Source organism: Streptomyces sp. NPDC043867 (genome assembly GCF_056435845.1).
The window spans coordinates 93,753-108,309 of the sequence record NZ_JBWKDS010000031.1; the positions used below are offsets into that span (position 1 = coordinate 93,753).

Sequence of the window (14,557 nt, forward strand, 5' to 3'; positions counted from 1 at the left end):
CAGGAAGTAGGTACGGGGCGGGAGCGGCGCGCTCGGCGGCGGGCCCGCCGATGACGGCTCTGGGCCAGGGGTCGTGTCCGGGTTCGTCGTCACGGGCCACCTTCCGAAGAGCGGTCGCGCCGCACATCCACGGCGACTGCGGGATTCGGGACGTTCGGCCCCGACGGCGTCGGAGGTGGGATGGCCTCGGCTGAAGGAGAAGCCACGGCGGGTGAGGCGGGCATGTCCAGCAGGCTGCGCAGCGGGGAGCGGTAGAGAACCACGACGACGAGGAGGCAGGTGCCGGCAACCAGGGTGGGGCGCACGCCGATCCAGGTGCCGAGTCCGCCGGCGAGGAACGCGGCCACCGGCCGTGCACCGGAGGTGAGCCAGGTACTCACGGCCTGCATGCGGGCCTGCATGCCGTCGGCGGTGACGACTTGGCGAATGGTGCGCTGGGTCGTCCCCGCGGCCGCGGCACAGGCCAGCTGAAGGAACAGGGCGGAGCCGATGGCGAACTGTCAGACGAGGCAGGAACCGGGCCCGTACGGCTGCACGCTCAACGGGGCACCCTGCACGACGGACTGAGCGGCCCGGCTCACGGTCCGACGTGCACGAACGCCGCCCACCGCAGGGGATCGGTCGGGTCGTGCGCGCGGTGCTCCGCCAGCGCCTCGTGCAGGGCGCGGGCGGCCCGGTCGGCGTCCGGCCGCCCGGTGCGGGTCAGCGCGGCGTAGAACCGCGAGGCGATGTCCGGTGCCGATCCGTCCTGGATGCTCCACAGGGTGGCGACGACGTGGCGATATCCGGCGGACTGCAGAGTTGACGCCAGATGCATCACCTCGTCTGGGAGGTTGACCGCGCCGGCGGCGGTCTCGCACGCCGAGAGGTAGGCCAGTTCCGCCGGGGGCAGGTGCAGTTCGAGCAGTTCGGCGGCGGTGAGCCGGCCGTCGTGCAGCAGGAAGGCACTCTGCGCGGGATCCGTCAGGTCCTGTTCCGCGTGGCAGGCGAAGTGCGCCCAGGCATGCTCGTGCAGCGCCTGCCGCACGGCCTGCGAAGTCGCCCTCGGCCCGATGAGATCACTCACCGCACCCTCGGCCGCCGGGATGTGCGCGCGCACCTCGGCGCACTCGCGTTCCACCCCGGGCAGCGGGGGACGGCCGAGGGTCTCCGGCATCCCGACGGTCAGCAAGCCGCGGAAGGCACCGTCGCCCGTAGGCTCCCGGGCTCGGCGCAATGCCGTCAGCGTCGAGGTGTAGGAGGAAACGACACGGTCGGGTACGGACTGCGCCGTGCCCTCACCGTCCGGGGCCGCCGAGGTCTGGTGGCGCGGGTGGCGGCCGGCCGCGTGCAGGGGGAGCAGGGTCAGCAAGCCGGTGGGGCACCACCACAGGCGCGGCAGCGGTGCGCCGGCCCGGCCGTCGAAGCCGAGACGGTCCAGTACGGGCAGCGCGATGCGTTCCCACAGCCACTCCAGCACGTCGTGCACCGTGTGCCGGTCCCGTTCCCGGCGCAGGAAGGTCCGCTCGCCCCGGTGGCGGGCGAGCAGCACGTTGAGGAAGGCCTGGGCCTGCCGGGCGAGTTCGACGTCCGTCACACCGGGCAACGCGACGACCTCCACGGGTGTGCCCGGGCGGATCACCACGGCGTGGGAGGCGATCCGGCTGATGCTGACCACCACGACCGGTCCGCCGTCGGCCACGGTGCTCAGCTCGACGTACGGCGCCGGGGCGAGGAAGTGCTCGAAGCCCTCCAGACGGCGCGCCTCGGCGAGCAAACGATCCCACTCACGGCACAGCGCGGCCCGCTCCTGTGCCGGTCGCTCCGGGCCCGGGGAAGACGGCAGGGCGTCCCGGGGCACCCGTGCGGAGTCGCTCCCCGGCGGCAGGCGCCGGTCGTTCATCCGGTCGCGCACCCAGAGCAGACGGTCCGCGAGCGCGGGGTCCCGCTCGGCGAGCGGGGACAGGTCGCCCCGGACCTGCAGGATCTGGCTCTGGATGACCGTCCGGCCCTGCTCCAGCAGCTCCACCGCCCGCTCCGGCGCGCCGGTCAGGATGTGGCAGGCGGCCGCGGCGCAGGCGAGCCCGGCCATGTCCACCAGGTGCTTCTCACGGGCCGCCCGGGGCAGACCGTGCCACGCCAGCTGGGGCAGCAGGAGGACCGCGCGCTCGTACCCCTCGGCGGCGGATCCCAGGTCACCGAGTGCGGCGGCCACCACACCCCAGTCGGCACAGGCCTCGATGCGGTCCATGGGCGAGGCGGCGGGCAGCTCCGCGACGTGCCGCCAGCAGTCGACCGCCTCGCGTAGGTCGCCCGGATCGTTGCTGCGCTCGTAGCGATCCCGCAGTGTGTCCCCGAGGTGGCGCCAGGCCCGTGCCGCGAAGACGTCCTCGCCCAGAGCGGCCGCGTGCCGGAACAGGGCCGCGGCACGGTCGAGATCCTCCACGCCGACGTTCTGACGACTAGTCAGTGCCCGTGCGAGAACGGCGAGGTGGGCCCGGTGCGAGGGGTGGGCGGCCGGTGCGGCGGCCAGCGCGGACTCGACGGTCCGGATCGCCTCCTCCAGATCGTCCGGCACGTGCGCGTGCCGGTGACGGGCCACCAGCGCCAGCGCGAGGTCGCCCTGGAGGCGTACGTGATCGGGGTGCGCACCGGGGCACGCGGCCACGGCCTGTCGCGTCAGAACGATCACGCGGTCGAGCACATCCGGGTCGAACGTCTTCCACAGCGAGGCGCTCATTACACGGGCGAGATGCGACAGTGCCGTGGCGCGGTCGATGTCGGTCCCCGCCGCCGGCCGGGTGGCGACCGCCCGGGTGGCCAGCTGTACGGCCCGCTCCAGGTCCGCCGCCTCGAACGTGCGCTCGTACCGCAGGGCGATGGCCATGCCGAGTGCGGACAGGGCGACCGCGTCGTCCGCTGCACCCGTCACGGCCTCGGTACCGGCGCGGACCGCCTCGTCGAGGTCGTCGGGGGAGCCGAGGCGTTCGTAGCGTGTCCGCAGCGAGATGGAGAGGTTCGTCAGGCGCGCCCTGCGCCGGTCGTCGTCGGCGGTCAAGTCGGCCGCGGCCAGGCGCTCCAGCTCGACGGCGCGGTCGAGGTCCGCCAGGTGCCCCGTCCTTACGTGGCGGTGGTGCAGAGCCGCGCCGAGTTCCGTGCGTACACGCCCGAGGGCGGCCCCGGAGGCCTGGCCGAGCACGTCGCACAGCAGCTCGACGGACAGGTCCAGGTCCGCCGGATCGTGCTCGCGGTCGTATCTCTTGCGCAGCTGCTGTGCCACGTCGGCCACGTCGGTCAACGAGTCGGCGACGCTGAAGTGCGCCGAACCGACCGCCTTCCGCAGGAGCGCGACCGCCTCCCCGAGGCCGGTGCCCGCATTCGGCACGGATGCGAGCCGGCCCAGCGCGGAGGCCAGCAGGGCCGTGCGGCGGGGTCGCGCGGGGGTGCCGGGCCGCGTGGCCGCGACGGACTGGCGCGCCGCGTCCACCGCGCGCTCCAGGTCCCGCCGGTCCCCGGTCAGCTCGTGCCGCACGACCAGCATCCGGCACAACTGCGAGCACTGGTAGCCGAGTCGAGGGTGGTGCGGATGTGTCCGGGCGATCGACGCCTGACGTGTCTCGATCGCCTCGTCGAGGTCTTTCCGCCGGTGTGTGGCGAAGTGGCGGAGGGCGAGGGCGGCGGACAGTCCGCCGAGCGCCGGAACGAGAATGTCATCCTCCGGCGCCGCCAGGTTGGCCGCGCACCGGCAGTGGTGGACGGCTCGGTCGAGGAGTGCGGGTTCCTTCGTCCGCCCGTACTCCTGGCACAACTGCGTGGCCGCCGCCCGCTCTTCAACGGCGTGCGTGCGCGCGGCGGCGACGGCCTCGGGGAACTCTTCCGGCACCGCGTCGGGGAAGACCTGGGCGTAGAGGGCCGTCAGGCGCAGCATGAGGCCGAAGTCCGCGTAGGCGTTCACTCCCGGCCGGGCGCGATTGCGTGTCCCGTGGAACCGGATTAGCGCCTGCAGTGCCGGTACGTCGAGTACCGGCCCATCCGACTCGTCGTCGGCCAGCATGAGTTTGCGCAGCCGACCGGCCTCCTCCCGTGCCTCTTCCTCGAACAGTGCTGCGTCGTCGTCCTGTTCGTCGTAGCGCGCCACACGATCCAGGAGGGCGGCGATGAGGCGGTCCCGCATCATGCCACCCTAGTGGGGCGCCCACCCGTCCGCACCGCTACACGGCAAAGGAGAGCGACGGTGGCCCCACTGGAACACAATGCCGCCGAACCCTGGTTGCGCACTTCGGAGTTCACCTGGACCGGCCGCGCCTACGACCTGCTGGACCAACAGCTGCTGCACGCCGAGGTGAGAGTCGCCGGCGGGGTGTTGAGCACCCTGGTGCGAGGCCACTGTCCCCGCTGCGCGGGCCGGATCCATGACGCCCAAGTCCCCACGGCCGTGGGGGACCAGACCGGCAGCCGGGGCGCCACGGGCGTGCGCGGGAACCCCCCGGAGCCCGCGGTCGTGCGCGTCGACGTGAGCTGCGGGTGCGGTGTGGCCCACCCCGGCGCCCCGGAGAACACCCTGGGGTGCGGCGTCACATTCCGGGTGGAGCTGGTCGCCGAGGGCGCCCCGGACCCGGCACCGGGAGCGCCGTGACCACGTACCGGCCGCGCCGGCCCACCGCCGCTCCCTCCGCTTTCGACATCGCCGAGCGGGACGCCTTCGCCGCCATGTCGGCCGCCTCGCTGGACACCGTGCGCGCCAGCGCCGAGACCTGGCGGAACGGGCTCAGCGCCTTCATCACCCTGGTCACCACCGGCGTGGTCATCAAGGGCCGCGACACCACCAGCGCCCTGTCCACCGGCTGGCGGGCCGGGCTCACCGTGCTCGTCGGCGGTGGACTGCTCACCGCCCTGCTCGGCCTGTGGCAGGCCCTTGCCGCACAGGCCGGCACCCGCCCCCGCGCGACCACGCTCGGCGAGGTGCACAGTCGTCACGGATCCGTCGCGGCCTACAAGGTGACCCTCGCCGCGGTCGCGGCCGCGCGCCTGAGACGCGCGCAGTACCTGGTCGCGGCGGCCCTGACCCTGCTGCTCGCCGGCATCGTCGTCACATGGTGGGCGCCGGCCGAGGAGGGGAAGGAGGCACCCGTCTACCTCGAGGTGGACCACCGGGGCGGACCCGGCTGCGGTGAACTGCGCTCCGCCGATGGCGGAAAGCTCCGTCTGAAGAGTCCCGGACGCCACGCCCCCGTGGTGATCGAGCTGAGCGCGGTCACCAACATCAAGGTGGTCAAGAGCTGCGGCTGACGCCACGCGGCGGAGGGACCGGAAGGAGCAGTACGGTTACACCGCCAACTGCGCGCAGCACGCGCGGCGATTCGCAAAGAACGCAGCCTGACCGTCGCCCGGCCCCGCGCGGATACCTACGTCGTTCATGGCGAACCGGCTGCACCGTCCCCGCGGACGGCGCAAGTCCGCGGTCCCGCGAGAGCGACTGCGGTGGTGCGGTGCGTCGGACACGGCCCTTGCTTCGGCACGTCTTCGAGGCGGCGCGGTCGCCGTGATGATCGTCCGGTGCCCCGCCGCCTTCTCTCCGGTCTCGCGCCGCCCGCAGGGCGGGCCCCGCGGGCGGTCGGGCGGGCGGCCCCCCAACCGTGGGGCACCGGCCGCCGTCACGGCTTGATCGAAGCGTGGCGCCTCGAGGACCATGTCGTGTCCGCCCTCGCCTCCTGTGCGATCCACCGGCGGATGCGCGAGGTCCCGCTCCTGGAGCACGCCGATGAGCGACCGAAGCGACCGGGCCCGCACACGATAGAGGCCAACTTCCCGCAGGCCGCGTGAGCGGGTGGCGGTGGCACCGTGCTCGAGCAGCCACGTCATGCAGACCTGCCGCCCACGTCCGTGCCCGGCATTGCGCAGGACCGGACGGTGGCCGGGTCTCTCATCAGCGTCTCCGACGGCACCCCACGGACCCGGCGACACCCCCCCAGGTCATGCCTTCGACAGAGGGGACACAGCCATACCGGGCCCGGAGGCCAGCAGCCCCATTGCAGGACCGCGAAGAACATAACGGCGGGGCAGGCGGCGGTAGTCGGCCTGCCAGCGGTGATGTCGCCGCCCTCCCGCTTCACGGCGGTCCACTCGATCCGTGAAGCAGTACTGTCGCCAAGCACTGCGGGTTCGCTCACAGACCGGCACCGGGCAGAGCATCCGTAGACGGGGTGGTCTCGCGCGACCTGGATCACGTCGTCACGAAGGATCGAATCGAAGGTCGGGGCGGCGATCGGGGCATGGAGGATTTTTCGAGCCGGTCCGGGGTCGTGCGGGTCTCGGCAGCGCGGTTGACGGTGTGTTGCAGGCGGCGACCGGGATGGTCGCGAGGCCCGCGGCCGCGGCGATCATCTGGTCCAAGACGGTCAGCCCGAGGTGGGATGCCCGACGCCCAGCGCACCAGGGCGGTGCCGTCGAGGAGGCACACAGACGCACAAGGCACACCCCCGAGCGGTGCCGAACTTCCTTACGGGGGTGAGGAATCGGCCATCCGCATCCGATGCTCAGGGGTGTGCGGAGGCGCGCGACGGGGGTGAAGAGCGCGATGCCGTTTCCCTCGCCCGTATGCCGTGTCGACCCGTGGTTCACCGCGGTGTCACCGCAGGTTGCGTTCGGACCCTCCCCGCGTTCTCGATCAACGCCTTACCATTCGCGTACTTGCCGGGGTGGGCATGGGGGAGGAACTCTTGTTCGGTGATGTTCAGGAAAGCGTGTCGGGTACGGCTGCCGTCGGGAAGGGCCGGAGCGGGGTGGGGGACCTGCCGGGCGGTGTGCGGCTGTACCGACTGCTGCCCGACGGCTCGATCGTCCTCGCCGACCGGGACGGCGCCCGCGACCTCGGTCCGGAGCGGGATCTCCTGCGGTTCATCGACGACGGGCAGTTCGCCCACTACCTGGTGGGCGACGCCGCCACCTCGCCCGAGCGTCCCTCCAACGCCACGGTCAAGCTCGGTACCGTCGGCCCGCGCACCGCCTTCACCCCGCACGCGCACGGCGGTGAGCACTTCGTCCTCAGCCTGGGCTACGCGTCCTGCGGCCTGTACGACGCCGACCGCGACCGGGTCACGGAAGTCCCGCTCACACCGGGCGAGTTGATAAGAATCCCCGAGATGATGCCGCATTCCTTCGCCAATCGGGACACTTCTCCGCTGACCATCCTGGCCGCCAACACCGGCTACGGCATCGACCACGAGGACTACGCGATCACCGCCGCCGAGGCGGACCGCAGGGCGGCGGGTCCGGCGGACGGCACGGTCGCGCCTCCCGGCTCCACTGGCACCAGCACCCTTGCCCGCACCGACTACCTGTCGCTGGCCGCCGCCCTGCGTGACATCGAGCGGGTCCAGCGGTTGCGGGGAGCGGGTGTCACCACCGTCAAGGAACGCCTGGCCGCCCGGCTGCGGCGGCTGGCCCACCGACTGGAGGGCCCCGCGTGATCTGTCCGCACTGCGAACAGTCCCTGCTGCGCAAGGAACGCTCCGGCAACGTCTGCGGCAAATGCGGCCGCAGGTACGCACTGGACCCCAAGACCAACCCCCTGCACCTGAACGACCTCCGTGTCCGCCGCGTCGCCGCCAAGCTCACCGAGGAAGGCCGACTGCGCTGCACCACCGGCCAGTTGTGGTACGCCCTGTCCCGCAAGTCGCTTCAGGACACCGATGTGGAGATGGGCTGCGGCGGAGTGGCCGCCCTGTTCGGCCTCTTCCTCGGCGTCGCCGGGCTGATCAGCGATGCGGTGCTCTTCGCGCTGCTGGGGGGTCTGCTCCTGGTCACCGCCCTCGGCTACCTCATCGCGGGGGCGTCGGGATGGAGGCGAGGCCGGCCCCGTGTCTCCCGGGTGTCCTTCCGTACCGAGTTGATGCGGGAGTGGAACGACGTCTACGGCTCGCTACCGCCGGGGGTGATCAGCGACAAGGGGTATCCCTCACCTCGGCCGTCCCCTCGTACCTCCCGTACCGGCGGGGACCTTTCGGCGGTACCGGCAGCCGAGCCCGCGTCCGGCGGGCCCGTGCTGCTCTGCCCGGACCCGTCCGTCGCCGTCTTCCTGGCTGCCGCCGGCTTGCCCGCCCGCCACGGGCTGCGCCTGGTCGCCACGCCCGACGGACTGCCCGCCGCCCTCGACCCGTCGGGCCCGGGAACGGTCCTGGTGCTCCACGACGCCGACGCCGCCGGCCTCGCACTCGTCCACCGTGTCCGCGCGGCGTACCCCGGACACCGGGTCGTGGACCTCGGACTGCCGCCCGACGCCGCGCGGGACCGTCCCAACGCCGTGCCCGTACGGGGCGAGCCGCCCGGCGACGCTGTCATGGAGGTACTGCGACGCAGCGGGGAGTACCCCCCCGACCAGCTGAAGCGCCTGTCCAAGGGCTGGGGGCTGCCCCTGGTCGCCGTCCCGCCCGCCAAGCTTCTCGCGGTCGTCACGCGAGCCGTCGAGCGCGCCGGCACGGCCACCGACCCGGAACGTCGGCGCGCCGCCTCCCTGGGCTTCATGACCTGGCCCGGCGGAGGCGGTACATGATCTGCCCGCACTGCCAGACCTCCCTTCCGCGCAAGGAACGCACCAACGGCGTGTGCTCCCAATGCGAGCGGGCCTTCGCCCTCGATCCCAAGGTGCACGGCCGCGGCATGCACGACACGAGGATCGAGCGCATCGCCCGCACCCACACCGGCGAGGGCCGCCGCACGGTCACCCTCACCCAGTTGTGGTACCTGGCCCGCGCCGAGAACCGCACCTGGGACGCGGCTCCGCGCAGCGGTCGCTCATCATGGGTGGGACGCACGGCTGCGGTGGCGCTCGTCGCCGGACTGCTCTGGTGGGGCAGCGTGGGGGCGGCCGTCGTCGTGTACCTGATGGCGAGGGGGCGGCCACGCAGGCCGGCCCGCCGTGCCGGCGCATGCGTGGTGCCGTACGCGCACGCCTTCCGGACCATGATGCTCGGGCGTTGGGTGGAGGTCTACGGCGGTTTGCCGCCCGGCGTCGTGGACGAGGAGAAGGTCGGCGACGCCGCGTTCCTGCCCGCGGATCGGGACCGGCAGAAGCGGACGGTGGCGCTGCTGTGCCCGGACCGGGCGGTACGCGTCTTCCTGTCCGTCAACGACCTCCCGCACCGGCTGGGACTGATCCTCGCCGCCCGGCTCGCCGATCTGCCGCCCACCGGGCCCGTGGTCGTCCTGCACGACGCGAGCGCCCGCGGCTTCCAGCTGCTGGCCGACGTTCGTGCGAACCGCCCCGACGCGGTGGTTGTGGACGCGGGCCTGCCGGTGAAGGCGGTCCGGGGCAACCGCAGGGCCGTCGTTCTCCATGAGGATCCCCCCGAGAGTGTCGGGTCCGGCGGGGCCGACTGGCTCCGGCGGATGGAACGGCTCGCCCCGGAGGACGCCGCATGGCTGCGACTGGGCTGGCTCGGTCCGGTCGCCGCGGTCCTCCCGGCCCTGCTGGAGGCGTCCGTCGCCCGAGGCGTCGAGCGGGCCCGGAGCTCCCCGGAGCCGTCGCGTCGGCGGGCCGCCGAGCTCGGATTCCTGAGCTGGCCGCAGCCGCCCGGGCTGGAGGGGATCTGACATGCGTCACCTCGTCGAGCCGCGCACGGCCGCCGTCTTCACGAGCGTTGCCGCGGCGGTCGCCGTCCGCCGCGCGGCGCCGACGCGTGGGCGGACCCCCGAGCTCGGTTTCCCGAACCAGCCGCAATCGTCGCCCGGGAAGGACGAAAGCTGACATGCCTCCCCCCAACGAGCCGCCCGGGCCGTTGCGCCCGGTCTCGCGGATGGTTCTGGAGCGGGCGATCGGCGTCGCCGCCCGGCGCGCGGCCCTGCCCGGCGGGATTCGCTACACCGAACGTCAGCTGTATTACGAGACGTGCCGCGTTCTGAGGCCGACTCCCGCGCCACTGCGACGCATCCCGCACAGCCCGCGCCCGCCCCTCAGGCCGGCCCGCTTCGCCGAGGCGCTGCGGGGACTGGAGCCGGCCGGACTCCTTCCGCCCCCGCACCGTGCCGCCCGGACGATCGGCGGGCCCGCGCGCGAGGCCGACCTCTACGCCTATGGGCTGCCGCGCATGCTGATCTGCCAGGACCGTTCCGTCGCCTGGATGCTGCTGGCCAACCACGTCCACCTGGAGGCCGCCTGCCCCGTCCTGAGCGCGACCGACGACCTGCCACTCGATCCCCGGCTGGTGGCGGCGCTGGAGCGGGCCGAAGGCGCCACTGTGCACGTCCTGCACGACGCGAGCCCCACCGGCGTCACCCTGCCCGCCCAGGTGCGCCAGCAGCTGGGGCCGGTGCCCGGAGTACGGGTGGCCTCGCTCGGGCTTGTGCCCCGGCACGCCCGGACCCTGCGCCTGGTGACCGGGCGCGCACCCGGCCCCGTCCCCCCACTCGGCCCGCTGCCTCCGGGGCTGCGGCCCGAGGAGGTCGCCTGGCTCGCGGGCGGCCGGTTCGCGGAGGTCGCCGCGGTGGCGCCGGCCCGGCTCCTGCGCGCCGTACTGCGCCTGACCCGCGGCCCCCGGCCGTCCCGGCACTCGGTCTGGGGCGAACTGCGCGAGCTGCGCACTGCGGGGTTCATGACCTGGCCCGACGCATGATCGGACGCCGACCCGAGGACCGTATGCCCGACCACCGCAGACCCGAGGACCGATGAGCATGATCCGCCCCCGCGAAATCGGCTACACCGACGAACTGCTCGCCGACGGCAGCGTCCACCGCACCTACGAGGACGGCCGTCAGGAATGGCGCCGCCGCGGCCCCGGTGGCGTGGTGGACTGGCACGACGACCGGGGCGGCGCGGGCACCGACGAACTGCTCGGGGACCGGATCGTCAAACGGCTGCTCGCCGACGGCACCGTGACCTACGGGCGGGACATCGGCTACGGCCGAACGCTGTGGGGGAGCGGCGACACCGTGATGATCAACCGGACGTCGTTCGGCGGCCGGATGGGAGCGATCCTCGTCGGCCTCGGCGTCACCGGACTCGCGGTCACCGCCGCTCAGTTGCCGCCCGCGCACCTGACACCGGAGGAGGAGGAAGAACTGCGCGAGCAGGCCCAGAGCTCGTCCGCCTCGGGCGGCGACGGCGCCGGGGACGGCGGCGGGGACGACTGGGACGGCGGCGACTGGAGCGATGGCGAAGACGGCTGGAGCGACGACGACTTCGGCTGACCGGATGCGTCGCGGCGGTCCGGACCGGGGCGCCGCGTACACACCATGACGCCCGTACGCGCACGGTCCACCTCCCCGAAGAGCGCGCGGGCGCAGCCGGACACAACGACGAAAGGACTCCCTCGCTCCATGGCACGCTTCTGCGTCTGTCTCGGCCCGGATGCCGGCCACCCCGACGGTCGGCCCGCGGCCGCCGACGCCCACCTCACCGCCATGGGGGCCCCGCCTCTCGTGCCGGGACTGGCGCTGCTGCCCGACGAACCCGGGCACGCCGTGGGGCCGTTCGAGGCGTCCGGAATGCGCGCCGTCGGCGAGGTCACCCTGCACAACCGCGCCGTCCTGCTCACCGCGCTCGTCACGGCCGGCGCGCCCGCCCCGCCCGGCTGCAACGACGGCGAGGTGCTGCTGCGGCTGTGGGCCCGGCTCGGCGCACCGGGCGTCGCGCTCGCCGAGGGCATGTTCGCGCTCGCCGTCCTCGACGGCCGCGACCTGGTGCTGATCCGCGACCACGTCGGCGCCCGCACCCTTTTCTACGCCCGCGCCGGTGGCACCTGGGCCGCCGCCACCTCCCTGCGCGCCCTGCGCCGCTGGCCCGCACTGGGCACCCGGATGAACCTCTCCGCCGTGCGCTCCTTCCTCACCTTCGCCTACCTGCCGGGCGAGGAGACGCTGCTGGAGGGCGTGCGCGAAGTGCTGCCCGGACGGGTGGTGCGGCTGGCGGTCGACGGGACCCTCAGCCAACAGGTGTACTGGGAACCGCAGGAGGGCCATGGCGAGCCGGGCGGGCCACGACCCGATGACACGTACGCCCTGACGCTGCGCGCCCTGCTCGAAGAGGCGACCGCACGCCGGCTGCCCGAGGCCGAAGCCGTCGCGGTCCTGCTGTCCGGGGGCGTCGACAGCTCCCTCGTCACCGCGCTCGCCGCGAAGCTGCACAGTCACCCCGTGCACACCTACTCCATCAGTTTCGGCGGCGAACTCCCCAACGAACTGGGCTACTCCGGGCTCGTCGCCGCCCACTGCCACACCCGGCACCGGGTGCTGACCGTGTCCGGTTCGGCGGTCGCGGCTCGGCTCGCCGAGGCCGCCGCCCTGCTCGACAGCCCGGTCGGCGACCCGCTGACCGTACCCAACCTGATGCTCGCGGAGGCAGTCGCGGGGGACGGGCTAGGCATCGTCCTCAACGGGGAGGGCGGAGACCCCGTGTTCGGTGGTCCGAAGAACCTGCCGATGCTGGTCCAGGAGATGCACACCGGGGCGCCGGGGGCGGCAGACGCGCCCTGGTACGAGGACCGGGCCACCGCCTATCTGCGCTCCTACCGCAAGTGCTGGACCGACCTGCCCGACCTGCTCACCCCCGACGCGCTCGCCGCGTTGGACTCCGCCCCGGCCCCGCAGCGCTTCGTCGAGCCCTACCTCACCGGCCCGGACCGGATGACCCACCTGCTCGACCAACTGCTGCACTGCAATCTGCGGACCAAGGGCGCCCACCACATCCTCACCAAGGTCGAACGGCTCACCGCCTCCCAGGGGCTCCAGGGCCGCGCCCCCCTCTTCGACCGGCGCGTCATCGACCACGCCTTCGCCACCCCTCCCGCCCTCAAACTGCGGGGCACGGCCGAGAAGTCGGTGCTGAAGGAGGCCGTACGCGATCTGCTGCCCGCCACCGTGGTGGACCGGCCCAAGAGCGGGATGCGGGTCCCGGTGCAGCAGTGGCTGAGCGGACCGCTGCGCGAACTGGGCGGCGACCTGCTGCTCGGGCGCGCGGCCCGGCAGCGGGGGCTGTTCCGGCCCGACACCGTCCGCACCTGGATGCGCGGAGAGGGCACGCTGCTGCCGCGCCAGGGCGGAAAGCTGTGGCTGGTTCTCACCCTGGAGCTGTGGTTGCGGGCGTACGACCTGTGACCGCCGGAACCCTCACGGTTGTACCGTCCGCAACCGCGACGGACGTACGGCCCATGACCCCGCAGCCAAGCCGACCGCTCGGCGTGCGGCGAGAACCAGCCGTGGAGGCAAGCGCACCGTGAAGACCACTCTCATCGACCCCCGCACCGGCCGGGTCCGTGGTACCGCCCCTGTCACACGGGGAAGAGGGGATTCGGTCCGCGGTCGGCGCGGCCCGCGCGGCGGCGCCCGCCTGGCGCGCCCTGACACCCGGGAACGCTCCCGCCGACTGGAACGGCTGGCGGCGCCGGTGACGGAGAACGCCGCCGCGTACGCCGTGCGGGAGACGGCCGGGACCGGCAAACCCGACAGCGAGACCGCAGGCGAGGTGGAGCAGGTCGCCGACCTCCTGCGGTTCTATGCCTCCGCCGTCCGCGCCCAGTCCGCGCCGGCCGCCGGAACCCTCGTCGAGGGGCACGAGAGCTGGGTGCGCTGGGAGCCCCTCGGGGTGGTGGGCGTGGTGGTGCCCTGGAACTACCTGCTGATGACGGCCGCATGACGGTGCGCCCCCGCACTCGCCGCCGGCAACACCGTGGTGGCCAAGCCCGCTGAGACCACCCCCGACACCCTCGAACTCCTCGCCGAGTACGCCGCCGAGGCACTCGGACCCGGCATCCTGACCGCCGTACCCGGGGACCGGCAGACCGGCTGGCTGCTGGCTGAGGCGGCTCGCCAGTGTCTCGCGGGACGAGACTTCGGTCCGCTCAACAACGCCGATCAGCTGGCCCGCTACGACGCCATCGTCGAACGCTCGACCGCCGGACAGAGCATGGCGGGCGACATCGCCCCGGGCCGGGCGAGGAGAACGGCTTCTGGGCGGCCCGCGCATCCTGGCCGACCTCCCCGACGACGACCCGACGGTGGCGGAGGAGGTCTTCGGCCCCCTGCTTACCGTGCAGCGGGCCGATGACGCGGACGCAGCCGTCGCCCTGGCCAACGGCGTTCCGCAGGCATTGGCGGCCAGCGTGTGGTGGGTCGCGAATTCAACTGTCGTGCATGGGTCTGTCGGCAGCCTTGAACAGTGACTTTGGGTGACGAGGCCGGGGAAGAGGAGCACGATGACGCCGGCGATGCGGAGGTTCTTTGGTATGTCCGGGTCGGTCAGCAGTCGGCCGAGGGTGTCCAGGCGTTCGTCTTTGCTCAGCGCGGCTTGTCGGGTGGCCTTCATCGCGAGTATGGAGAGGGAGCGTCGAATGGTGGCTCTGCATGGCCCAGTTGAGGAAGGCCCTCGTGCTGTGGGGGTTGTTTTGGGTCGTGGGGCGGTTGGGTGTGTGGGGTGTGGTGGGGTTTGGTGTGTTGGGGGCTGGTGTGCTGGGTGTGGTGGGGGTTTGTGGTTTCGGGGATGAGACCGGGGAGTTTGTTTGGTGGGGGTGGGGTGGTGGTGGGTGGCTGGTTGTCTGGCTGGTTGTCTGGCTGGGGGGTGGTGGGTGGTGGGTGCGTGTGGGGGGTT

The 14,557-nt window shown here is 73.0% G+C and carries 12 protein-coding genes and 1 pseudogene; 11 read left to right on the plus strand and 2 right to left on the minus strand.

Annotated elements, in window-relative coordinates; translation table 11 throughout:
- Positions 1-89: 89 nt before the first annotated feature.
- Complete coding sequence (locus tag AC069T_RS27265) at positions 90-401, minus strand: hypothetical protein (RefSeq protein ID WP_478785248.1); 312 nt, start codon at positions 399-401, stop codon at positions 90-92.
- Positions 402-577: 176 nt separating this feature from the next.
- Positions 578-4,156, minus strand: coding sequence for a CHAT domain-containing protein (locus AC069T_RS27270; protein WP_478785249.1), 3,579 nt, complete (start codon positions 4,154-4,156; stop codon positions 578-580).
- Between the two features lie 57 nt (positions 4,157-4,213).
- On the opposite strand from AC069T_RS27270, the gene AC069T_RS27275 reads away from it, so the two are divergent.
- The 11 genes and pseudogenes from AC069T_RS27275 (at position 4,214) to AC069T_RS27325 (ending at position 14,132) form a co-directional block, all read left to right on the plus strand.
- Entirely contained in the window at positions 4,214-4,615 is a 402-nt protein-coding gene (locus AC069T_RS27275; protein ID WP_478785250.1) for a hypothetical protein, read from the plus strand.
- Positions 4,612-5,268, plus strand: a complete 657-nt coding sequence (locus AC069T_RS27280; RefSeq protein ID WP_478785251.1) for a hypothetical protein — start codon at positions 4,612-4,614, stop codon at positions 5,266-5,268. Before AC069T_RS27275 ends, AC069T_RS27280 begins: the two co-directional genes overlap by 4 nt.
- 372 nt (positions 5,269-5,640) lie before the next feature.
- Positions 5,641-5,802 carry a hypothetical protein gene (locus AC069T_RS27285; protein ID WP_478785252.1) on the plus strand — a complete coding sequence of 54 codons (162 nt, stop codon included), beginning with the start codon at positions 5,641-5,643 and terminating at the stop codon, positions 5,800-5,802.
- Between the two features lie 920 nt (positions 5,803-6,722).
- Positions 6,723-7,448, plus strand: a complete 726-nt coding sequence (locus tag AC069T_RS27290; protein ID WP_478785253.1) for a cupin domain-containing protein — start codon at positions 6,723-6,725, stop codon at positions 7,446-7,448.
- Positions 7,445-8,530, plus strand: a complete 1,086-nt coding sequence (locus AC069T_RS27295) for a hypothetical protein (protein ID WP_478785254.1) — start codon at positions 7,445-7,447, stop codon at positions 8,528-8,530. Before AC069T_RS27290 ends, AC069T_RS27295 begins: the two co-directional genes overlap by 4 nt.
- Positions 8,527-9,570, plus strand: a complete 1,044-nt coding sequence (locus AC069T_RS27300; protein ID WP_478785255.1) for a hypothetical protein — start codon at positions 8,527-8,529, stop codon at positions 9,568-9,570. The genes AC069T_RS27295 and AC069T_RS27300 overlap by 4 nt, the downstream gene beginning before the upstream one ends.
- A 155-nt stretch (positions 9,571-9,725) precedes the next feature.
- Entirely contained in the window at positions 9,726-10,589 is an 864-nt protein-coding gene (locus AC069T_RS27305; RefSeq protein WP_478785256.1) for a hypothetical protein, read from the plus strand.
- A gap of 58 nt (positions 10,590-10,647) precedes the next feature.
- The gene (locus AC069T_RS27310; RefSeq protein ID WP_478785257.1) at positions 10,648-11,163 is read left to right on the plus strand and encodes a hypothetical protein; all 516 of its coding nucleotides are present in this window, start codon (positions 10,648-10,650) and stop codon (positions 11,161-11,163) included.
- Positions 11,164-11,292: 129 nt separating this feature from the next.
- Positions 11,293-13,068 (plus strand): asparagine synthetase B family protein, encoded by a 1,776-nt coding sequence (locus AC069T_RS27315; protein WP_478785258.1) that lies wholly within the window; start codon positions 11,293-11,295, stop codon positions 13,066-13,068.
- A gap of 289 nt (positions 13,069-13,357) precedes the next feature.
- Positions 13,358-14,017 (plus strand): annotated as a pseudogene (locus AC069T_RS27320) (aldehyde dehydrogenase family protein).
- On the plus strand, positions 13,968-14,132 hold the full coding sequence (locus AC069T_RS27325) for an aldehyde dehydrogenase family protein (RefSeq protein WP_478785259.1): 165 nt from the start codon (positions 13,968-13,970) through the stop codon (positions 14,130-14,132). The pseudogene AC069T_RS27320 and the gene AC069T_RS27325 overlap by 50 nt, the downstream one beginning before the upstream one ends.
- Positions 14,133-14,557: the final 425 nt, after the last annotated feature.

Bases quoted from the DNA above. Each gene is read 5' to 3' on its own strand.
- AC069T_RS27265 (WP_478785248.1), bottom strand. From the start codon at position 401: ATGCAGGCCCGCATGCAGGCCGTGAGTACCTGGCTCACCTCCGGTGCA.
- AC069T_RS27270 (WP_478785249.1), bottom strand. From the start codon at position 4,156: ATGATGCGGGACCGCCTCATCGCCGCCCTCCTGGATCGTGTGGCGCGC.
- AC069T_RS27300 (WP_478785255.1), top strand. From the start codon at position 8,527: ATGATCTGCCCGCACTGCCAGACCTCCCTTCCGCGCAAGGAACGCACC.
- AC069T_RS27305 (WP_478785256.1), top strand. From the start codon at position 9,726: ATGCCTCCCCCCAACGAGCCGCCCGGGCCGTTGCGCCCGGTCTCGCGG.
- AC069T_RS27310 (WP_478785257.1), top strand. From the start codon at position 10,648: ATGATCCGCCCCCGCGAAATCGGCTACACCGACGAACTGCTCGCCGAC.
- AC069T_RS27315 (WP_478785258.1), top strand. From the start codon at position 11,293: ATGGCACGCTTCTGCGTCTGTCTCGGCCCGGATGCCGGCCACCCCGAC.